Raw genomic sequence first — 21520 nt, 5'->3', positions numbered from 1 at the left:
GACTCCTACCTCGTGGGAGGGTCGAGGAGCTCCCACCCTTCGGTGATGACTCGACCATACAAGAGGTCGGGATCGAGACGGCGCAGCTCCTCCGCGAGGCACTCCCGCAGCGACCGGCGCGGCAGAACGATGTCGTGCGTGGGCTGACCGGGCTGGGTGAGCGTCGCATCCGTCGCGCTGGTGCGCTCCAGGACGATGTCGCCCGACTCGCGTGAGAGCGTGACCGATCGGATGCCGTGCGTCCACTCCTCCTCGTCGGTGTAGTGCCACTCGACGGCGACGTCCAGCTTGAGGCGCAGCCATGCGGCGAGCAGCCCCGTGGACGGCGAACTCCCCGCGCCCACGACCGTGACAGCGGAGACCTGCTCGAACGGCGGCTGGTCCAGGACAGCGGCGAGCTGTTCCCGCCAGTGCGTCAGGCGGGTCCACGCGAGATCCGTGTCGCCGGGGGCGTACGCGGAGCCGAGCTGCGCGAGACGGTCCGGTGCGAACGGCTCGGTCGAGGCATCCGTGATGCGTCGCTGAGCCATGTGGCCGATCGGCGACTGAGCCGGGTCGGTGGGCGGGTCGTCGGGCCACCAGGCCACGACCGGCGCGTCGGGGAGGAGGAGGCCGTTGACGAGGCTCTCTTGGTTGTCGGCGGCCTCGCCGCGTGCCCGAAGGACGACGACCTCGCTCGCACCGGCGTCGCCGCCGACGCGGATCTGCGCGTCGAGGCCGGTCGGAGCGTCCGGCTCGACGACGAGGACGATGACGCGCATCGGGTGCTCACGCGATGCCGCGTTGGCGGCGTCGATGGCTTCCTCGTCGAACCCTCCGGTCGAGACGATCACGAGGGTCAGGACGCGTCCGAGGGCGACGGCGCCGCCCTCTTCGCGGACGCTGACGAGCTTCTTCGCGATCGTGGACACCGTGGTGTCGGGCAGATCGACAATCATGGACGCCTCCAGACGCGGCCGTCACGGGCCAAGAGTTCATCGGCGGACGGGGGACCCCAGGAACCGGGGGAGTACTGCTCGAGCGGCTCGTCCTGCTCGGCCCAGAAGCGTTCGACCGGGTCCAGGATGCGCCACGAGAGCTCCACCTCTTCGTGCCGGGGGAACAGGGGAGGATCGCCCAGGAGGACGTCGAGGATGAGTCGTTCGTAGGCCTCGGGGCTCGACTCGGTGAACGCGTGGCCGTAGCCGAAGTCCATCGTGACGTCGCGCACCTCGTTGCCGGCGCCGGGGACCTTCGAGCCGAATCGGAGCGTCACGCCCTCGTCGGGCTGGATGCGGATGACGAGCGCGTTCTGGCCGAGCTGCAGTGCCTGCGAGCGCAGGAACAGAAGCGGGGGCGTGTGCTTGAACACGACGGCGATCTCCGTGACGCGGCGTCCGAGCCGCTTTCCGGTGCGCAGGTAGAACGGGACGCCGTTCCACCGGCGCGTCGCGATCTCGAGCTTGATGGCGGCGTACGTCTCCGTCTTCGACTGCGGATCCATGCCGTCCTCGTCGAGGAACCCGGTGACGTGCTCGCCGCCCTGCCATCCGCCGGCGTACTGACCGCGCGCGGTGGCGGTCGCGAGATCCTCGGGCAGCGTGACCGCCGCGAGGACCTTCTCCTTCTCGGCGCGCAGGTGCTCTGCGTCGAGGGAGATGGGCTCCTCCATCGCGGTGAGAGCGAGGAGCTGGAGGAGGTGGTTCTGGATGACGTCGCGTGCCGCGCCGATGCCGTCGTAGTACCCGGCACGGCCTCCCACGCCGATGTCCTCGGCCATGGTGATCTGGACGTGGTCCACGTAGTTCGCGTTCCACAGCGGCTCGTACAGCTCGTTGGCGAACCGGAGCGCCAGGATGTTCTGGACCGTCTCCTTGCCGAGGTAGTGGTCGATGCGGAAGATCGCGTCGGCCGGGAAGGCGACTTCGAGAGCCTCGTTCAGCTCGCGGGCCGTCTGCAGGTCGCTGCCGAACGGCTTCTCGATCACGACGCGGCGCCACGTGTCTCCGCCGGCGGACTCATCGACCAGTCCGGAGTCCCGCAGCTGCCGTGCCACGACCGGGAAGTCCTTGGGCGGGATCGACAGGTAGTAGGCGTGATTGCCCATGGTGCCGCGCTCGGTGTCGAGCTTCTCGACCGTCTCTCGGAGACGAGCGAAGGATGCCGGGTCGTCGAACTCGCCCTGGACGAAACGGATCCCCTGGAGGAGCTGGTTCCAGGTCTCCTCACGGAAGGGGGTGCGGGCATGCTGTCGCACCGCCTCGTACACGACCTTCGCGAAGTCCTGGTCCTCCCAGTCGCGACGCGCGAACCCGACGAGGGCGAACCCGGGGGGCAGAAGTCCGCGGTTGGCGAGGTCGTACACGGCAGGCATGAGCTTCTTGCGCGACAGATCGCCCGTCACGCCGAAGATCACGAGCGCGCTCGGCCCCGCGATGCGGTTGAGGCGACGATCGTCGGGATCGCGGAGGGGGTTGATCCCCCGCGAGATCTCAGCAACCATCGGTCAGTTCGCGCCGTCGAGGGCCTGGCGCACCGTGCCCTGCAGATCGTGCCACGAGACGATGAACTTCTCGACGCCCTCATCCTCGAGCACCTGGGTGACGTCGACGAGGTCGACCCCGGCCTCCGCCAGCTGGTCGAAGACGCGGTGAGCGTCCTCGTAGGCGCCGGTGACGGTGTCACCGGTGACCTTCGCGTGGTCGAACGTGGCCTCGAGCGTCTTCTCGGGCATCGTGTTCACGGTGCCCGGCGCGACGAGCTCGGTCACGTAGAGGGTGTCGGGAAGGGCAGGGTCCTTGACGCCGGTCGAGGCCCAGAGGGGACGCTGCACCGTCGCGCCCGCGGCGATCAGCTCGGCGGCATCCGACTGAGCGAATCGCTTCTCGAACAGCTCGTACGCCAGGCGCGCGTTGGCGACGCCCGCCTTGCCCTTCAGCGCTGCGGCTTCGCTCGTGTCGATCGCCTCGAGGCGCTTGTCGACCTCGGTGTCCACGCGCGAAACGAAGAACGAGGCAACCGAGTGGATCGTCGCGATGTCGTGACCGTTCTCCTTCGCCCGGCGCACACCCTCGAGGTACGCGTCGATGACCGCCGCGTAGCGCTCGAGGCTGAAGATGAGGGTCACGTTCACCGAGATGCCTTCGGCGAGGACGGCGCTGATGGCCGGAAGGCCCGCGAGGGTCGCGGGGATCTTGATCAGCGTGTTCGGGCGGTCGACCTTCGCCCACAGTTCCTTCGCCTGGGCGACGGTCGCGTCGGTGTCGTGTGCGAGGTCGGGGGAGACCTCGATCGACACGCGTCCGTCGACGCCGTCCGTGCGGTCGAACACGGGACGGAAGATGTCGGCCGCGTCACGCACGTCGGTGGTCGTGATCTCGAAGATCGCCGTGTCGACATCCGCGCCCTGGGCCGCAAGAGCCTGCAACGGAGCGTCGTACGAGTCGTCGTCCTTGTTGCCGATTGCGGCCTGGAAGATCGACGGGTTGGTGGTGACGCCGACGACGTCGCGCGTCTCGATCAGCTGGGCGAGGTTGCCGGTGTCGATCCGCGATCGCGAGAGGTCGTCGAGCCAGATGCTGACGCCGGCGGCGGACAGGTCCTCGGTGGGGGTGCTCATGCGTTCTCCTTGACGGTTGCGCGGGCCGCTTCGACGACCGCATCGGCGGTGACGCCGAACTTCTCGAACAGGGTCTTGTAATCGGCGGAGGCGCCGAAGTGGTCGATGCCGACGGTGCGTCCGCTGTCGCCGACGACCGCGCGCCACAGGCCCGTGGCTCCCGCCTCGACCGAGACGCGCGCCGTGACCGCGGCGGGCAGGACCGACTCGCGGTAGTCCGCATCCTGTTCGGCGAACCATTCGAGGCTGGGTGCGGACACGACGCGTGCGCCGATGCCCTCGGCGGCGAGCGTCTCGCGTGCCGCCACGGCCAGCTGGACCTCGGAGCCGGTGGCGATGAGGATCACGTCGGGCTCTCCCTCGGGAGCGTCGAGGAGCGTGTACGCACCCTTAGCGACGCCATCCGTCGTGGCGTAGCCGTTCTCTCCGCGCGGGAACACGGCGATGTTCTGGCGGGTGAGAGCGATACCCGTCGGGCCGTCCTGGCGGCGGAGGATCTCGAGCCAGGCCGCGGCCGTCTCGTTCGCATCGGCGGGACGGACGACCGTGAAGTTCGGGATGAGCCGCAGCGTCGCGAGCTGCTCGATCGGCTGGTGCGTCGGGCCGTCCTCGCCGAGGGCAACGGAGTCGTGGGTCCACACGAACACCGAGGGGATGTTCATGAGGGCGGCCAGTCGCACCGCCGGGCGCATGTAGTCGCTGAAGATCAGGAACGTCCCGCCGAACGGACGGGTCGGACCGTGCAGCTTGATGCCGTTGACGATCGCGCCCATGGCGTGTTCGCGGATGCCGAAGTGCAGCACGCGTCCATAGGGGTCGCCCGACCACTCGTGCGTGGACCACTCGGCCGGGATGAAGCTCTTCGCGTCCTTGATCGTCGTCAGGTTCGACTCGGCGAGGTCGGCCGAACCGCCCCAGAGCTCGGGGAGTTCGGCGGCGAGGGCGTTGAGGACGAGGCCCGAAGCGGCACGGGTCGAGACGTCCTTGCCGGCCTCGAAGGAGGGGAGGGCGTCGGCGATTCCGTCGGGCAGGGCTGCCGCCTCGAGGCGGTCGAGCAGCGCCTTCCGCTCGGGGTTCGCGGCGGCCCAGGCGTCGAAGGACTCCTGCCAGGCGGCGCGGTCGGTCGCTGCGCGCTGGGCGAGCGAACGGGTGTGGGCGAGGACCTCGTCCGCGACGGCGAAGTTCTCTTCGGGGTCGAAGCCGAGGACCTTCTTCGTGGCAGCGAGTTCGTCGGCGCCGAGGGCGGAACCGTGGATCTTTCCCGAGTTCTGCTTGCCGGGCGAGGGCCAGCCGATGATCGTCTTGAGGACGATGAGGGAGGGCTTGGACGTCTCGGCCTTGGCGGCCTCGATCGCGGCGTGGAGGGCAGCGACATCCTCGACGTACTCGCCGGTCTTCTTCCAGTCGACCGTCTGCACCTGCCAGCCGTAGGCCTCGTACCGGGCCTGCACGTCCTCGGTGAAGGCGACGTTGGTGTCGTCCTCGATCGAGATCTGGTTCGAGTCGTAGATCGCGATCAGGTTGCCGAGCTGCTGGTGGCCCGCGAGCGAACCGGCCTCCGAGGTGACACCCTCCTGGAGGTCGCCGTCACCGGCGATGACGAAGATGTGGTGGTCGAACGGCGAGGTGCCGGCTTCGGCCTCGGGGTCGAAGAGACCGCGCTCGTACCGGGCGGCGTAGGCGAAGCCGACGGCCGAGGCGAGCCCCTGGCCGAGCGGACCCGTCGTGATCTCCACACCCTTCGTGTGGCCGTACTCGGGGTGGCCGGGGGTCAGCGAGCCCCAGGTGCGGAGCGCCTTCAGGTCATCGAGCTCGAGACCGAAGCCGCCGAGGTAGAGCTGCACGTACTGCGTCAGCGACGAGTGACCGGCGGACAGGATGAACCTGTCGCGACCGAGCCAGTGGGTGTCGGCGGGATCGTGGCGCAGCACACGCTGATAGAGCAGGTACGCCGCGGGCGCGAGGCTCATCGCGGTCCCCGGGTGGCCGTTGCCGACCTTCTCGACGGCATCCGCCGCCAGCACCCGCGCGGTGTCCACCGCGCGTCGATCGATCTCGTCCCAAACCAGCTCTGACACCTGGAAGCCTTTCGTCGGTGAGTCGGCGCGGACGACTGCTGATCATTGAAGAAGAGGGACGTCCCGCGTCGGGATTTTCAGCATATCGACCCGAGGCACCCGCCGAGGCCGGGGCGGCGCTCTGTGACGTGCGCTGTCAGCGAAGCGTCCGATCCCGTCGAGAAGTACCGCCCGCGGAGGATGCCGTAGACTCGGGGGACGATCTACACGGCAGGGGCGATGGCACTCACGGACACCGGCGCGCGCGTATCCGCGCCCGCTCGACAGTCGTTCGGCCGAACCCTCCGCGCGTACGTCCAGCTGACGAAGCCGCGGGTTCTCGAACTGCTGCTCGTCACGACGATCCCGGTGATGTTCCTGGCCGCGAACGGTCTCCCTGATCTCTGGCTGATCCTCGCGACGGTTCTGGGCGGCGCCATGAGCGCAGGCTCGGCGGCATCCTTCAACATGTACCTCGATCGCGACATCGATGCGCACATGAAGCGCACCGAGAACCGACCGCTCGTCACGGGTGAGGTCTCACCCCGCGGCGCGCTCGTCTTCTCGTGGACGCTCGCCATCGTGTCCACGGTGTGGCTCTGGGTGTTCACGAACTGGGTCGCCGCAGCCCTCAGCGCCGCAGCCATCTTCTTCTACGTCGTGATCTACACGATCCTTCTCAAGCGCCGCACCGAGCAGAACATCGTGTGGGGCGGGATCGCCGGGTGCTTCCCGGTCATCATCGGGTGGTCGGCCGTCACGGGTTCTCTCACGTGGACGCCCTTCATCCTGTTCCTGCTCGTGTTCCTCTGGACGCCGCCGCACTACTGGCCGCTGTCCATGAAGTACAAGGGCGACTACGCGGAGGTCGACGTGCCGATGCTCGGTGCGACCCGCGACGGTGCACAGGTCGGCCTGCAGGTCATCCTCTACGCGTGGGCGACCATCGCGAGTTCACTCCTGCTGATCCCGGTCGCCGGCATGGGCATCGTCTACACCGTGTCCGCGCTCGTGTTCGGCGGCTGGTTCATCTACGAGTCCCACGTCCTGTACGCACGTGCTGTGCGCGGCGACAAGATCCAGCCGATGCGCGTGTTCCACGCCTCCATCACGTACTTGACGCTGCTGTTCGTCGCCATCGCGATCGACCCGCTGCTGCCGTTCTGACCGCAGCGGGCCGATCACTCGGTCAGCGTGCCGCGCCGTCGAGGACGGGCTCGGTCGTGTCGTGGTCTTCCGGCTGGTCGACGGGCTCGATGGCGTCGTCCGCCTCGGGTGCAGTCTGCGCCTGAGGGGTGACGGCGAAGGCGCGCAGGGCGCCCAGCATGAAGGCCAACAGGAGGCCGATCGCGCCGACGCCGATCAGGATCGCGCCCAGGACAGCCCAGATCTGCCCGACATAGACCTCCACGCCGGTCGCGGTACCGGCGGTCAGCGCGGTCTCCATCGTCCCGAGCTTGTCGATCAGGACGACGGCGCCGGCGGCGCTGGATGCGAGGGAGCCTGCCACGAGCAGCCAGAACGGGATGCTGCGGGTCAGGCGGGGGCGGGTGTTCATCGAATCTCCTCCGGGTCGGAGCCGTCCGGATTCGAACGGCCCGGGCCACTGTGGTCGATGGACCCTGCGGGAGGTGATGCGGAACCTATGAACTTTCAGTGAGAGGTGGCGACGTCTTCGGCCGGTACGGGCGCCTTGAGGCGCAGGATGACCACGGTCATGGTGGCCGCCGTCAGTGCAGCGAGCACCATGTGGACGCCGACCGCGATCTCGGGGAGACCGTTGCGCGCCTGGTAGAGACCCACCGCGATCTGGACCGCTTCGGCGAGCAGGAGGACGGAGATCCACGTGCGGGGCCGCAGGCGCTTCGCCCAGGCGACGCCGACCAGCACGAGCGTCAGAGCGAGAAGCGTGTATCCCGGCCAGGCGTGGACGTGCTCGAGGATCTCGGCGTTGAAGCCGTTCCGGCCGGCCGCCGCGTCGCCCGAGTGGGGGCCGGCGCCGGTGGTGAGGACTCCGAAAGCGATCGTCACCGCGAGGACGGCGGTCGTGGCGTGCGCGAGCCCGGCGTACCACGTCGGTACCACGCGGAGGCGGGGGGCGGCCGGCTCCTTCATGCGCACGAGGAATGCGGCGCAGACGCAGACGAGGACCAGCGATACGACGTAGTGGAAGCCGACGATGAACGGGTTCAGGCCCGTCAGGACCGTGATGCCGCCGACGATGGCCTGCGCGACGACGCCGCCGAGGACGATGAGCGCCATGACGAACAGGTCGCGGCGGGCACGCCGCATCCGCCACACGAGGATGACGACGATCAGCGCGAGGATGCCGACGAGCCCCGTCAGCGTCCTGTTGCCGAACTCGATGACGCCGTGGATGCCCATCTCGGGAGTCGCCACGAGCGATTCCGGCGTGCAGGTGGGCCACGTAGGGCAGCCGAGGCCGGAGCCGGTGAGCCGGACGGCGCCGCCGGTGCCGATGATGAGCGTCTCGGCGATGAACGAGAGCCAGGCCACGAGGGGCAGCAGACGCGGCATCCGCGTGACGGGCGGGGCGGTCGGTGTCGACGCGGTGATGAGCATGGGGTCGCCTCCGGGCGAGGGCCGGCACGCCGCGGGGGACGGCCGTGCCTGTAGAATGAAGCAGTCGGCGAGCGCGATCCCCATCGCAGCCCGCACAACGATTCTAGGCGCGGTATCGCGTCGTCAGAGCGGCCAGCAGCGGCATCCCCCTCGTGCACTCCTCTCACGGGAGGGAATGCCGGAACGGATGACACCGTTGCCGCCCGTGAGGAGGAAATTCATGTCGGATGTGCTCATCGACCGTCCCGAACTCGAAGGCCTGGGGGTGTACGAGTTCGGCTGGCACGACGCGGATGCCGCCGGTGCCATCGCCCAGCGAGGTATCAACGAGGACGTGGTCCGCGGGATCTCCGCTCTCAAGAGCGAACCCGAATGGATGCTGAAGACCCGCCTCAAGGGGTACCAGCTCTTCGGGCGCAAGCCCATGCCGACGTGGGGCGCCGACCTCTCGGGCATCGACTTCGACAACATCAAGTACTTCGTGCGCTCGACCGAGAAGCAGGCGCAGACGTGGGAGGACCTCCCCGAGGAGATCCGCAACACGTACGAGAAGCTCGGCATCCCCGAGGCGGAGCGTCAGCGCCTCGTCGCCGGCGTCGCCGCTCAGTACGAGTCCGAGGTCGTCTACCACCAGATCCGCGAGGACCTGGAGCAGCAGGGTGTCATCTTCATGGACACCGACACAGCACTGCGCGAGCACCCCGAGTTCTTCGAGGAGTACTTCGGCACGGTCATCCCCGCGGGCGACAACAAGTTCGCCGCGCTGAACACCGCTGTGTGGTCGGGTGGCTCGTTCGTCTACGTCCCCAAGGGCGTGCACGTCGAGATCCCGCTCCAGGCCTACTTCCGCATCAACACCGAGAACATGGGCCAGTTCGAGCGGACGCTGATCATCGCCGACGAGGACAGCTACGTCCACTACATCGAGGGTTGCACCGCTCCCATCTACAAGAGCGACTCGCTGCACTCGGCCGTCGTCGAGATCATCGTGAAGAAGAACGCCCGCGTTCGGTACACGACGATCCAGAACTGGTCGAACAACGTCTACAACCTCGTCACCAAGCGCGCCGTCGCCCATGAGGGCGCGACCATGGAATGGGTCGACGGCAACATCGGCTCCAAGGTGACGATGAAGTACCCGTCGATCTACCTGATGGGCGAGCACGCCAAGGGCGAGACCCTGTCCGTCGCTTTCGCCGGTCCCGGCCAGCACCAGGACGCCGGCGCGAAGATGATCCACATGGCGCCGTACACCCAGTCGTCGATCGTCTCGAAGTCGATCGCGCGCGGCGGCGGCCGCGCCGGCTACCGCGGTGAGGTGCGGGTGGACGCCAACGCGCACCACTCGGCCAACACGGTCCGCTGCGACGCGCTGCTGGTCGACACGATCTCGCGCTCCGACACGTACCCGGCGATCGACATCCGCGTCGACGACGTCCAGCTCGGCCACGAGGCGACCGTCTCGAAGGTCAGCGAGGAGCAGCTGTTCTACCTCATGAGCCGCGGCATGCCCGAGGACGAGGCGATGGCGATGATCGTGCGCGGCTTCATCGAGCCGATCGCCCGCGAACTGCCCATGGAGTACGCCCTCGAGCTGAACAAGCTCATCGAGATGGGCATGGAAGGATCCGTCGGCTGATGACGACAGCGACTAAGGCCCCCGCATCCGATGCGAAGGGCCACATCGACCCTGCGGCGAAAGTGACCGACCGGAACGTTCCCGTGCAGACCCGCTCGGAGCGTCCGTGGTCATTCGACCCGGCCGACTTCGGCGCGCCGACCGGCCGCGAGGTCAACTGGAAGCACACGCCGCTCGACCGCGTCGCCGCGCTGCTGGCCGACGAGCCCGCTCCGCACGACGTCATCGGCGTCGAGGTGACCGGACCGGATGCCGTCGAGCACCGCCGTCTGCAGAAGGACGAGGCGCCCCGTGGCGAGGTCTTCCGCCCCGAGGATGTCGTCAGCGCGATCGCGTGGGCTCAGGAGCCCGAGGCGCCGCTCATCCGGATCCCCGCGAACACCGAGATCGACGAGCCCGTCGTCGTGACCCTCACCGGTCGCGGGGGCGTCGCTCATGCGCACGTCGTCATCGAGGCGCAGGTGAATTCGCGCGGTACCGTCGTGCTGCGCCACGAGGGAACCGCCGCTCAGGCGCAGAACGTCGAGATCATCGTCCGTGACGGCGCCGCCCTCACGGTCGTGTCGGTCCAGCGATGGGACGACGACGCCGTGCACCTCGCCGCGCACCAGGCCCGCGTGGACCGCGATGCGACCCTCACCCACATCGTCGTCAGCCTGGGCGGCGGCCTCGTGCGGGTGAACCCGTCGGTAGAGCTCGCCGGTTCCGGCGCGCAGGGACGCCTGTACGGTCTCTCGTTCGCCGACGCGGGGCAGCATCTCGAGAGCCAGGTCTACCTCCACCACAAGGGCGACCACACGAACGGCGACGTCCTGTACAAGAGTGCGCTGCAGGGTGCCTCGGCGCGGACCGTCTGGATCGGCGACGTCCTCATCGGACCGGATGCCGTCGGTACCGACTCCTACGAAGCGAACCGTAACCTCGTCCTCACCGACGGAGCTCGCGCAGACTCCATCCCGAACCTCGAGATCGAGACCGGCGACATCGTCGGTGCCGGGCACGCGAGCGCGACGGGCCGGTTCGACGACGAGCAACTCTTCTACCTGCAGGCCCGCGGGATCGACGAGGAGCAGGCACGACGTCTGGTCGTCCTCGGCTTCCTCGCCGAGATCGTCCAGAAGATCGGCATCCCGTCCCTCGAGGACGAGTTCATCGCCGCCATCGAGGCGGAGCTCGTCGGGGAGGTCACGCGATGACCGCCGAGAAGGTGCTCCAGCTGAGCGAGCTCGAGCAGGACACCGCCGTGCGCGTCGAGGTCGGCGGTGTCGCCATCTCCGTGGTGCTCGACGGTCAGGGCGAGGTCCACGCGATCGGCGACACCTGCACGCACGGTGACATCTCGCTGGCGGACGGCTTCGTCGAGGGCGAAACGCTCGAATGCTGGGCGCACGGGTCCGCGTTCTCGCTCCGCACCGGCCGCCCCCTGAATCTCCCGGCCTACGAGCCGGTGCCCGTCTACGTGGTCACGATCGACGGGGACGACATCCTCATCGATCCCGCCGTGACCAAAGCCGTGAACTGAAGAAAGAAGCTGACATGTCTGTCCTCGAGATCCGCGACCTCCATGTGACCGTCGAGACGGAAGCCGGCGAGACCCCGATCCTCAACGGCGTCACCCTCACCGTCCGCACGGGCGAGACCCACGCCATCATGGGCCCGAACGGCTCCGGCAAGTCGACGCTCGCGTACACGATCGCCGGCCACCCCAAGTACACCGTCACGGGTGGCACCATCACCCTCGACGGCGAGGACGTCCTCGCGATGTCGGTCGACGAGCGTGCGCGCGCCGGTCTTTTTCTGGCGATGCAGTACCCGGTCGAGATCCCCGGTGTGACGGTCACGAACTTCCTGCGTACCGCCAAGACGGCGATCGACGGCGAAGCGCCGTCGATCCGCTCGTGGACGAAGGACGTGAAGGGCGCCATGCAGAACCTGCGCATGGACCCGAAGTTCGCCGCCCGCAACGTCAACGAGGGCTTCTCCGGCGGCGAGAAGAAGCGCCACGAGATCCTGCAGCTCGAGCTCCTGAAGCCCAAGCTCGCCATCCTCGACGAGACGGACTCCGGCCTCGACGTCGATGCGCTCAAGATCGTCTCCGAGGGCGTCAACCGCGCCAAGGAGGAGAGCGACATGGGCGTCCTGCTCATCACCCACTACACCCGCATCCTCCGCTACATCCAGCCCGACTTCGTCCACGTCCTCGTGAACGGTCGCGTCGCTGAGGAAGGCGGCCCGGAGCTCGCAGCGCGGCTGGAGGACGAGGGTTACGACCGTTTCCTCGCCCCGGTCGGCGGCGAGCAGGCCTAGGATCGTCGCATGACCGAGACGCTCGCACCCGAGAAGTACGACGAGGTCACCGAGGCGCTCAAGGACGTCATGGACCCCGAGTTGGGGGTCAATATCGTCGACCTCGGCTTGATCTACGACCTGGGATGGGACGACGAGAACGACGCACTCGTCATCCACATGACCCTGACGTCGGCCGGCTGCCCCCTGACGGACGTCCTCGAGGAACAGACCGGCCAGGCGCTCGACGGCGTCGTGGACCGATTCCGTATCAACTGGGTCTGGATGCCGCCGTGGGGACCGGAGAAGATCACCGATGACGGTCGCGACATGATGCGCGCGCTCGGATTCTCGATCTGACCCGAAGACCGCGGCCACCCGGCCGATGGAAGAAGCGGTGCGACTGTGTCGCACCGCTTCTTCAGTTCTCCGACCGGCCGAGTCGCCAGTAGCCCATGAAGGCGACGGCACGGCGGTCGACGCCGACCTCGCTCACCAGGTGACGACGCAGTGCCTTGATGGCTGAGGCCTCGCCGGCCAGCCACGCGTACAGCGGCGCGCTCTTCAGGGCGGCTCCACCCTTCGCCGTGCGGGGGACCTCCCACAGGATGTCGTGGTCGACGTCGATCTCCTCGACCTCCGCACCGATACCGCGGGGTGCGAGACGGTGGGCGACCTCGCTGACGGCGGCGATGAGGTGATCGTGTCGGCGGTTCTCGCCCGCCCGGGCCGCGGTGATGAGCTCGAATCCCGGATGAGTGGGCAGATACGCGATGTCATCGGCATGCGGCACCTCGAGGACGACGACGCCGCGAGCGTCGGCGGGGAGCTGCTCCAGAATGCGGGCGATCGCGGGCGCCGCGGTCTCGTCTCCCGCGAGGAGGATGTTCTCCGTCTTGGCGGGCGGGACGAAGTCGATGCCGTAATTGACGCCCGTGTGGGAGGTCGTCGGCGCGAGGATCAGCACCTCGTCGCCTGCCTTCGCCTCGGCGATCCACGCCGAAGCGGGGCCCATGACGTCGTGCGCCACCATGTCGATGTCGACCTCGTTGGCCTCGTTCCGCACGGCGCGAGTCGTGTACGTCCGCATCACGGGACGGGCGTCGTCGGGCAGTGCGCGCCACTGGTCGTACCAGTCCTCACCGGTGGGCATCGAGTCGATCGGCGCGGTCGGAGTGGGGAAGAGGATCTTCACCCGCTGGTCGAACCCCGGGTCACCGTAGGCGGAGAGCGCGGTGTCCTTGAAGGTGAAGCGGCGGAAACTGGGGGTCACGTCTGCGACGAACGCCACCGGTGCACGGAAGAAGGCCATGGTGTTGAGGGACATCGGTCACTCCGGGTATCAGCTGACGGCGCCGTCGAGGCGCGCGGGGACGTGGTGTCGACCGATGGGGAGAACCAGCGGTCGACCGGTGAGCGGGTCGGGGATGACGCGGCTGTCGAGACCGAAGACCTCGTAGACCGTCTCCGCAGTCAGGACCTGCTCAGGAGCGCCGGAAGCATAGATCCGTCCGGCGGACATCGCGACCAGGTTGTCGGCGTAGCGTGCGGCCAGGTTGAGATCGTGGAGCACCATGACGATGGTGGTTCCGCGCGACCGGTTGAGGTCGGTCAGCAGGTCGAGCACATCGATCTGGTGGCTCACGTCGAGGAACGTCGTCGGCTCGTCGAGCAGGAGGACATCCGTCTGCTGGGCGAGGGCCATCGCGATCCAGACGCGCTGGCGCTGGCCGCCGGAGAGCTCATCGACGGGACGGTCCGCGATCGCGACGATGTCGGTCGCTTCGAGGGCTTCTGCCACGGCGTTGTCGTCCGCCGGCGTCCAGCGTGCGAGCGGCCCGTGGTGGGGAGTACGTCCGCGACTGACGAGGTCGGAGACGGCGATCCCCTCGGGAGCGATCGGCGACTGCGGCAGCAATCCGAGATCGCGGGCGACCTGCTTGGTCGGCATCCGGTGGATGTCCTTGCCGTCGAGGAGGACCTGACCTGCTCTGGGGGGGAGGAGGCGCGCCATCGCCTTGAGCAGGGTCGACTTGCCGCAGGCGTTCGCGCCGACGATCGCTGTGACTTTGCCTGCGGGAACGGTGAGATCCAGCGTGTCGACGATCGTCCGGTCACCGTAGGCGAGCGAGATCCCCGCCGCGGTGAGGGTGCGGTGGGCGGTCATAGGGTGCCTCCCGAGCGGCTGCTGCGGATGAGAAGGAAGATGAGGTACGGCGCGCCGAGCACGCCCGTGACCACGCCGACGGGCAGTCGGAGACCGAGGAGATACTGTCCGACGAAGTCCGCGACGAGCACCAGGAGGGCGCCGAACAAGCCGGCGACGAGGACGGGGGATCCGACGGGTCCCAGCATCCGTGCCGCGATGGGGCCAGCCAGGAAGGCGACGAACGAGATGGGTCCTGCCGCCGCGGTCGCGAACGCCAGCAGGGTCACGGCGGCGATGATGAGCATGACGCGCCGACGCTCGACGGGGACTCCGAGCGCTGCGGCGGTGTCGTCGCCGAGTCGCATCAGCTCGAGGTCGCGCGAGAGCCAGAGGATGACGGGGACTCCGATCACCACGGCGACGGCGAGAGGGACGGCCTCGTTCCAGGATGCGCCGTTGAGGTTGCCCGTGATCCAGCGCATCGCGGCCTGGAGGTCCCACTCCGCGGCCCGCGACAGGACGTACGCCACGACGCTGTTGAAGATCGCGGCGACGCCGATCCCGATGAGGATGAACCTGGCGCCCGCCCCGCCGTCCTTGAACGCCAGGAGGTAGATGGACAGGGCGGTGACCAGAGCACCCACTGTGGCGAGGATCGCGACCGGGGTCTGGTCGAGCGAGAGGAACACGATTCCGACGACGGCCGCGGCGCTGGCCCCCGCGTTGATTCCGATGATGTCGGGGCTGGCGAGCGGGTTGCGGAGCATGGTCTGGAACACCGCGCCGCCGATGCCGAAGCAGGCTCCCGCGAGCAGGCCGACCGTCGAACGGGGCAGTCGGAGCTCGCCGACCGTGAACGAGGCGCCGGGAACGAGCTGCCCGGTGATGACGCCCCAGACCTCGGCGGGGGAGTAGAAGCTCTGACCCACCATCAGCGAAACGAGGTAGGTGGCCGCGACGGCGATCACGAGAATGCTCGTGACGAGCACACGTCGACGCGCTCTGCGTGCTCGACCTCGCGTGACGAGGTCGAGCGTCGACTGCTGAACGGATGCCGCGGTCACAGTGCACGCATCTTCTGTCGACGCACGATGGCGATGAAGAACGGGGCGCCGATGAGCGCGGTGACCACACCGACCTCGACTTCCTGCGGCGGGGCGATCACACGACCGACGACGTCCGCGACGGTGAGGAGGCCGCCACCGACGAGCGCCGAGATAGGCAGGAGCCACCGGTGATCGGGGCCGACGAGAAGCCGGCAGACGTGCGGGACGATGAGGCCGACGAACCCGATGGGGCCGGCGACGGCGGTCGCCGCTCCGCAGAGGATGACGGCTCCGAGCGCGGCCAGGAGCCGCGCCGTCTGCACCCGCTCGCCGAGGCCCGCGGCGAGGTCGTCGCCGAGTGCCAGGGAGTTGAGGCCGCCGGCGGAAGCGAAGCAGATCGCTGCGCCGACGATGAGGAACGGGAGGACGAGGAGGATCTTGTCGGGGGATGCTCCGCCGACTCCGCCGATCTGCCAGAAACGGAAGACGCTCATGACGTCGATGCGGGGGAGCAGGATCGCGCTGATCAGCGAGGTGAAGGCGACCGCGGTCGCGGCGCCCGCCAGCGCAAGTTTCAGCGGGCTGGCGCCGCCCCGGCCGAGCGAACCCACCGTGTAGACGAACACGGCGGCGACGGCAGCGCCGAGCATGGCGAGCCAGATGTAACCGAAGGCATCCGTGATCCCGAAGAAGGCGAGCCCGACGACGACGGCGAGAGAGGCGCCGCCGTTGATCCCGAGGATCTGCGGGTCCGCGAGGGGGTTTCGCGTCACACCCTGCATGACGGTCCCTGCCACGGCGAGCGCCGCCCCGATGAGCAGGGCGAGGATCGTCCGCGGCACGCGCTTCGCGACGGCGGCGGCGGATGCCGTGTCGACGTCCCCGGACAACCCTGCCCAGATGTCGTTGATTTCCACGGATCTCGCCCCCAGCGTCACAGACAGGACTGCAGCCACAGCCACGAAGGCGATGAGTGCGACCAGCCAGATCACACGCCGACGCCGCGGTCGCCGTCGCAGGGACGGGACCGCGGTGGCGGCGGGAGCGAGAGTAGTGGACACGTGGATCGATCCGAAGGGCTCAGGAAGCCTTCTTCGCCGCCTCACCGAGCATCTTGACGAACTCCGCGGTGTGGGGGTCGGTGATCGAGAGCGGGGTCGGGTTGGCTGCTGCCGCGAGCGGGTCGTTCACCGACGGCAGGACGACGACGGCCCCGTTCTTCACGGCGGGGATGCGGGACAGCAGCGGGTCCGCCTGCATGGCGGCCAGCGTCGAGTCGTCCCCGTACGTCACGAGCACCTGCAGGTCACTGAACCGCTCGATGTCCTCCGTGCTGTTGACGATCCAGAACTCCTTCGAGGTCTTCGACTGCTCCTCGATGGTCTTCGGAGGCACGGTGCCGAGATCCTTCAGGAACTTCGCGCGGGGGTCTTCGAGCGTGTAGAAGCCGATCTGGCTGAGGTTGCTCGGGTCGAAAGAGCTGAACATCGCCTTCTTGCCGGCGATCTCCGGGTACTTCGCCACCTCGTCGTCGAGGGTCTTCGTCAGCGTCGACACGAGGTCTTCCGCCTGCGTCTTCAGCCCCAGCGCGGTGCCGTTGGTGATCGTCATGTCCTGCCACGTGGTGCCCCACGCGACCTCCGGGTAGGCGACGACGGGCGCGATCTTGCTGAGCTTGTCGTAGTCCGCCTGGGTCAGCCCCGAGTACGCGGCGAGGATGACATCGGGTCGGGAGTCGGCGACTCCCTCGAAGTCGATGCCCTGCGCCTCGTCGAACAGCGTGGGCGTCTTGGCACCGAGCTCCGTGAGCTTGTCCTCCACCCAGGGCAGGACACCGTCGCCGTCGTCATCGCCCCACGTCACCTTGGGCATTCCCACCGGAACGACGCCCAGGGCGAGGGCTGCTTCCTGGTTGCCCCACGCCACCGTGGCGACGCGCTCGGGCTTCTTCGCGATGGTGGTCTTACCGAACGCGTTCTCGACGGTGACGGGGAATGCGTCGCCGGCAGCTGCAGACGATGAGCCACCACCCGCGGCCGGCGCGGCGTTGGTCGCGCACCCGGTCAGAACGAGGACGGATGCTGCGGCGAGGGCGAGGGCAGTGCGGATGCGAGGCACGGAGGTCTCCTGAGGGGAATGATTAGGGTCGCCTAACCTTACCCCGAGCCGGACGGCTCCGGAAACCAGAGGTCACCTGTCAGAGGCGACTCTCGGCGTCGCCCGCGGACCGAACGCTCGCACCGCTTGCCGGGCCGTGAGGGTGGGCAGGTACGCGCGGGCCAGTGCCAGTCCGATGGCGGGAAGTGCGAGCGAGTCCGCGTACATCAGGTGCAGTCGGCGGAACTCCGGCCGGAACTTCGTCTTGAACCGGAGGAGCGATCGGAAACCGTAGACAGGTTCCAGCGATCGGCTGAGAACCGCCAGGATGGCGCGCAAGGAGGCCGACTGGCCGTCCGGATCCACATCCACCGCGAGGGGAGCTCCCGACAGGCTGACGAAGTCGAGTCCGTCGTCGCCGGCCCGGAGGATCGTCCGCGCGATGAGGAACTCCATGACGCCGTTCATGCTGTCCGGTGCCCGGCGCATGAAATCGAGCGTCCACCCGCGCACCCGCCCGTCGCTGAAGCTGGGCAGCCAGCTCGTCACGGCGTGGACGCGTCCCTCAGCGTCGACGGCGACCATGAGCATGACGGCGTCGTCCAGCAGTTCGTCGATGCCGCCGAGCGTGAACCCCATCTCGGGGAGGTCCCGTTCAGCGACCCACATCTCTGAGATATCCCGGACCTGCGCGGCCTGGCGCGGTGCCAGATCGCCGAAGCGCACCCACGACGCAGACAGTCCCTCTTTCTCCGCACGATTGATGGCGGTACGGATGTCCTTCATCTTTCCGCCCTGCAACGACCAGCCCGCGGGATGGATGACCGTCTCCTCCGCGACGGCGATCGAGTTGTACCCCCGCTCGCTCAGCCCTGCGCGGAGCTCGTCCGTGACCGAATAGAAGGCGACCGTCCACCCGTGGTGGGCGCAGTGCCGTGCGAAAGCTTCCGCGACGGCGGCGCCCTCGCCCGTCGGAGCGATCGGGTCGCCGGTGGTGATGGCCACGTCGTTGATCACGCGGTACGCGACTGCGCCGCCGCCGGGTGCGAACCAGTACTCGTTCCCCTCCCACGTCGTCATCCACGACAGTGTGCTCGGCGACCCCGCTCGCAGCAGCGTCGAGATGCGGGCGAGAGCAGGACCTCGAGCCGTGTCGAGCGGGGACCCGCTCTGCATCCCGCGGTGCGCGATGACGATGAGGACGATCCAGAAGAGCGGACCGACCCACTGCGACGCGGCGATCGCCACAGGACCGGTCGCGACCATGTCCACCGGCTCGAAGGCCAAGAAACCGACCGGGATGAAGTGCTCCGGAAGATCGAGGATGAGGGCGCTCACCGACGCAGTCGGGGAGAACTGATCCCGGACGATCCACGCGACGACGAGGTAGGCGGCAGCGGTTCCGACGAACGCGAGCAATGCCAGCCCGACGAACTTCACGGCCACGCGTCCCGCGTCCCTCGTGGGGAAGAGCGGCCGAGCGACCATCAGCATGATCGCGATGCCCGCCGGAACCAGGGTGGCGACCAGATCGAAGGCGCCGAACTGCTCGGCGGCCGTCGACTGGAACCGCGTGTACTGGCCGGACGCGACGAGAGGGAGGAATCCGTAGTAGACCGCCGCGATGACGGCCATCAGGATGTTGAGGCCGATCGCGAGGTACAGCCCGACGCGGCGGCCGCGATGGATGCCGCGCGCGGCGAGCAGCAGGGCGACCAACGGAAGCAGGGTGACGAGCACAGCACCCGGTCCGTCCAGGCGGGTCAGCGCGACGGCATCCAGGCACTGACGGGTGACATCGCCCGTCTCGCAGCGCGCCGCCACGAACGTGGGATCGCGGAGCGGGTCGCGGAACAGCGAGCCCAGCGGGTTCAGGACGCCGATGCTGTGCGGCGCGAGGATCGATACCAGCGGACCGAGCGCCGTCACGGCGACGACCGCCGAGAGGAGCGTGCGCGCCTCGCGGCGGGTCGCGCGAGGCCGTTTGATCTCGGGGCGACGGTGAGTCAGCAGGAGACCGGCGAGGACGCCGGCGACGCCGGCGCCCAGCCGGTACTGGTCGGCCGGCGCGCCCGCGTACAGGACGAGCACCGACAGGACGGCGAACCCGATGATCCGCACCCGTCGGCGCAGGAGAGGACGGGCGAAGGCGCTCGCCGCCATCATGGTGCCGGCCACCGCGATCGTCGGGTCGAACACGTGATGCCCGCGGGTCGCCTGCGCGCCGTACAGGTTGGATGCGAGCCCGAGCGCCTGCGCGGACAGGCCAAGGGCTATCCCGAGCACCGTGACCGCGGCGAACACCGCGAGAGTGCGGACATGGCCCATCCGGCGTTCGCTCCACCCGATCCCGACGATCACCGCGAGAAGGGTGAGGAACAGGCCGCCGGGCTTCGGGACGAAGAAGACGGCGGTGAACACCGAGAGCCAGTCGTGGTTGAGCAGGACGGTATCGAACCCGGTCGACGCGATCGCATCGAGCGTGCGGCGGAAGTCGCCCGCCGGCCGTGTGAAGCGGTAGACGCTGGCGAGGGTGACGACCGCGGCGATCGCCCAGGTGACGGGGACGGATCGGGCCAGGCGCGCTGCGCTGCGACCCGCGGTGCGGCACCGGTCGGTGAACCCGGATGCCGCGGGCTCCGCCGCCGTCATCGGTCGAGTCCCTGGTGATCGAATCCCCAGTGGTCGGCGATCAGGACCAGACCGCGCGAGAGGATCGCGCTCCAGGCATGGGAGTCGTGCGCCGTGTCCGGCACCTCGATGTAGTGGGTCTCCATGCCCGCGGCCCGCGCGTCCGAGACCAGGGTCCGGATGCCCGGGCGGAAGCGGTTGTCCTGTGCGCCGACGCCGAAGACGGCGATCGTGTCGGCGTAGGGAGCGTGCGCAGCCATGATGGCCGATGGGGCGGCGGCCGCGAACGCGCCGGCGTCTCCGCTGAAGCCCTCCGCGATGGTCTTCTCGTCGGGTCCGAGGGACGGATGCAGCTGGCCGGAGGCGTCGAGGATCGCGTCGAAGAGCTCGGGGTGCTCCGCGCCGAGCTGGCTCGCGCACGTCCCGCCCTGCGAGAGACCGCCCACGCCCCACGAGCCGGCGGCGAGCGTGACCGGCAGGTGCGCGCGGATCCAGCGGGGCACGTCCACCGTCAGATAGGTCGCCGAGTTGCCGGCGCGCGCGGAGTCGATGCACAGGGGATTGGTGCCCGGCGAGCCGAGCTGGTCCGGCGACACGACGATCGGCGCCAGCCCGCGATGGGCAGCCGCGTAGGCATCGAGATGGTCGCGGAGGTGATCGGTGAGGAGAGGGTCGGAGGGGGAGCCGGGCTGACCCGACATCACGATGAGGACAGGCAGGCGCGGGGGATGCCGCACCAGTGCCGCGGGGGGCAGGTAGACCACCGCCGGGCGGGCGACGAACCCGGACACCGTGGCGGGGATCTCGACGGAGGCGAGCCGGCCGCGCTCCGGCATCCCTTCCGGCTCCTGCCAGGACGCGATCGACGGTGCGTCCTCGCCGTCGGTGGCCAGGGGAGGCAACCCCTCGTCGATCGAGGTGATACCGAGGGCGCTGCCGATCGTCGGATACTGGCCGAAGTCGATGTTCACACCCATCGCGGCCGTCCCCACGAACAGAGCCGCGGCGGCGGCGCTCGCGATCGCCCGCGGCCAGGTCGGGTGCCAGAGCGAGGCGATGGCGACGCCGAGGGCGCCGGAGCACGCGATGACCCACCCGCGGACGACCGGCGTCAGGTCTGCGTCGAAGAGATCGAGGCGATCGGACAGCAGCCACGTGAGACCCCACCCGATCATCCCGCCGAGAAGCGTCGAGATGGTTGCCGTCGCGAGCCAGGGCCGCCGCCGCCAGCGGGCCGAGGGCCTTCGTGCCACCATCGTGACGAAGGAGGCAGCCGCCAGGAGGTAGACGAGGACCACGACGGGACCGTCGGTGATGTCGACGTCCAGCAGAACGTTCATGGAGCTCCTTACCCGCCCAGTCTGGTTCTGACGTCCGCCCAACCCGTCACGGACCGGGCACATCGCGGGGAGTTCATAGCTGCGCCATAGGAAC

19 protein-coding genes are annotated in these 21520 nt (G+C 68.7%); 6 read left to right on the top strand and 13 right to left on the bottom strand.

The features are described 5' to 3' along the window. Positions 1-5: 5 nt before the first annotated feature. Genes MRBLMI1x_RS13290 through tkt form a run of 4 tightly spaced genes read right to left on the bottom strand, consistent with a single transcriptional unit; the run spans position 6 to position 5676 of the window. The gene (locus tag MRBLMI1x_RS13290; protein ID WP_018186509.1) at positions 6-938 is read right to left on the bottom strand and encodes a glucose-6-phosphate dehydrogenase assembly protein OpcA; all 933 of its coding nucleotides are present in this window, start codon (positions 936-938) and stop codon (positions 6-8) included. Further along, positions 935-2482, bottom strand: coding sequence for a glucose-6-phosphate dehydrogenase (zwf, locus tag MRBLMI1x_RS13285; RefSeq protein ID WP_116229246.1), 1548 nt, complete (start codon positions 2480-2482; stop codon positions 935-937). Before zwf ends, MRBLMI1x_RS13290 begins: the two co-directional genes overlap by 4 nt. A gap of 3 nt (positions 2483-2485) precedes the next feature. Next, positions 2486-3598 carry a transaldolase gene (gene tal, locus MRBLMI1x_RS13280; protein ID WP_116229245.1) on the bottom strand — a complete coding sequence of 371 codons (1113 nt, stop codon included), beginning with the start codon at positions 3596-3598 and terminating at the stop codon, positions 2486-2488. Then, positions 3595-5676 carry a transketolase gene (gene tkt / locus MRBLMI1x_RS13275; RefSeq protein WP_311870578.1) on the bottom strand — a complete coding sequence of 694 codons (2082 nt, stop codon included), beginning with the start codon at positions 5674-5676 and terminating at the stop codon, positions 3595-3597. The genes tal and tkt overlap by 4 nt, the downstream gene beginning before the upstream one ends. 219 nt (positions 5677-5895) lie before the next feature. Here tkt and MRBLMI1x_RS13270 point away from each other — a divergent pair, with 219 nt between their 5' ends. After that, on the top strand, positions 5896-6822 hold the full coding sequence (locus MRBLMI1x_RS13270; RefSeq protein WP_018186513.1) for a heme o synthase: 927 nt from the start codon (positions 5896-5898) through the stop codon (positions 6820-6822). Positions 6823-6844: 22 nt separating this feature from the next. Here MRBLMI1x_RS13270 and MRBLMI1x_RS13265 read toward each other — a convergent pair whose 3' ends face one another. Further along, complete coding sequence (locus MRBLMI1x_RS13265) at positions 6845-7213, bottom strand: dinucleotide-utilizing enzyme (protein ID WP_363459274.1); 369 nt, start codon at positions 7211-7213, stop codon at positions 6845-6847. A 95-nt stretch (positions 7214-7308) separates the two neighbouring features. After that, positions 7309-8238, bottom strand: coding sequence for a COX15/CtaA family protein (locus MRBLMI1x_RS13260; RefSeq protein ID WP_018186515.1), 930 nt, complete (start codon positions 8236-8238; stop codon positions 7309-7311). A gap of 220 nt (positions 8239-8458) precedes the next feature. Between MRBLMI1x_RS13260 and sufB the strand changes: the two genes are divergently transcribed. Genes sufB through MRBLMI1x_RS13235 form a run of 5 tightly spaced genes read left to right on the top strand, consistent with a single transcriptional unit; the run spans position 8459 to position 12523 of the window. After that, entirely contained in the window at positions 8459-9877 is a 1419-nt protein-coding gene (sufB, locus tag MRBLMI1x_RS13255; RefSeq protein ID WP_036308589.1) for a Fe-S cluster assembly protein SufB, read from the top strand. Continuing rightward, complete coding sequence (gene sufD / locus MRBLMI1x_RS13250; RefSeq protein ID WP_363459272.1) at positions 9877-11073, top strand: Fe-S cluster assembly protein SufD; 1197 nt, start codon at positions 9877-9879, stop codon at positions 11071-11073. The genes sufB and sufD overlap by 1 nt, the downstream gene beginning before the upstream one ends. Next, the gene (locus MRBLMI1x_RS13245; protein WP_018186518.1) at positions 11070-11399 is read left to right on the top strand and encodes a non-heme iron oxygenase ferredoxin subunit; all 330 of its coding nucleotides are present in this window, start codon (positions 11070-11072) and stop codon (positions 11397-11399) included. Before sufD ends, MRBLMI1x_RS13245 begins: the two co-directional genes overlap by 4 nt. 14 nt (positions 11400-11413) lie before the next feature. Beyond that, positions 11414-12184 carry a Fe-S cluster assembly ATPase SufC gene (gene sufC / locus MRBLMI1x_RS13240; protein WP_116229242.1) on the top strand — a complete coding sequence of 257 codons (771 nt, stop codon included), beginning with the start codon at positions 11414-11416 and terminating at the stop codon, positions 12182-12184. 9 nt (positions 12185-12193) lie between these two features. Beyond that, positions 12194-12523, top strand: a complete 330-nt coding sequence (locus MRBLMI1x_RS13235; RefSeq protein ID WP_018186520.1) for a metal-sulfur cluster assembly factor — start codon at positions 12194-12196, stop codon at positions 12521-12523. Between the two features lie 61 nt (positions 12524-12584). Here MRBLMI1x_RS13235 and MRBLMI1x_RS13230 read toward each other — a convergent pair whose 3' ends face one another. The 7 genes from MRBLMI1x_RS13230 to MRBLMI1x_RS13200 all read right to left on the bottom strand — a co-directional run bounded on the left by MRBLMI1x_RS13230 (position 12585) and on the right by MRBLMI1x_RS13200 (position 21426). After that, positions 12585-13490, bottom strand: coding sequence for a siderophore-interacting protein (locus tag MRBLMI1x_RS13230; RefSeq protein WP_363459269.1), 906 nt, complete (start codon positions 13488-13490; stop codon positions 12585-12587). A gap of 15 nt (positions 13491-13505) precedes the next feature. Continuing rightward, a complete protein-coding gene (locus MRBLMI1x_RS13225; protein WP_363459267.1) occupies positions 13506-14330 on the bottom strand; it encodes an ABC transporter ATP-binding protein in 825 nt (274 codons plus the stop codon). Next, positions 14327-15376 (bottom strand): FecCD family ABC transporter permease, encoded by a 1050-nt coding sequence (locus MRBLMI1x_RS13220; protein WP_020097498.1) that lies wholly within the window; start codon positions 15374-15376, stop codon positions 14327-14329. Before MRBLMI1x_RS13220 ends, MRBLMI1x_RS13225 begins: the two co-directional genes overlap by 4 nt. Beyond that, positions 15373-16419, bottom strand: a complete 1047-nt coding sequence (locus MRBLMI1x_RS13215) for a FecCD family ABC transporter permease (RefSeq protein WP_414685626.1) — start codon at positions 16417-16419, stop codon at positions 15373-15375. The genes MRBLMI1x_RS13220 and MRBLMI1x_RS13215 overlap by 4 nt, the downstream gene beginning before the upstream one ends. Positions 16420-16438: 19 nt before the next feature. After that, positions 16439-17476 carry an iron-siderophore ABC transporter substrate-binding protein gene (locus MRBLMI1x_RS13210; protein WP_363459265.1) on the bottom strand — a complete coding sequence of 346 codons (1038 nt, stop codon included), beginning with the start codon at positions 17474-17476 and terminating at the stop codon, positions 16439-16441. Between the two features lie 72 nt (positions 17477-17548). After that, a complete protein-coding gene (locus MRBLMI1x_RS13205; RefSeq protein ID WP_363459263.1) occupies positions 17549-20107 on the bottom strand; it encodes a bifunctional lysylphosphatidylglycerol flippase/synthetase MprF in 2559 nt (852 codons plus the stop codon). Then, positions 20104-21426 carry an alpha/beta hydrolase gene (locus MRBLMI1x_RS13200; RefSeq protein WP_363459261.1) on the bottom strand — a complete coding sequence of 441 codons (1323 nt, stop codon included), beginning with the start codon at positions 21424-21426 and terminating at the stop codon, positions 20104-20106. Before MRBLMI1x_RS13200 ends, MRBLMI1x_RS13205 begins: the two co-directional genes overlap by 4 nt. Positions 21427-21520 lie beyond the last annotated feature (94 nt).

Origin of the sequence: Microbacterium sp. LMI1x-1-1.1, from assembly GCF_040676205.1 — a bacterium.
In the GTDB taxonomy this organism is placed as follows: Bacteria; Actinomycetota; Actinomycetes; order Actinomycetales; family Microbacteriaceae; genus Microbacterium; species Microbacterium aquilitoris.
Note: the sequence above shows the minus strand (reverse complement) of the source record. Positions and strands in the feature narration are given on the sequence as shown.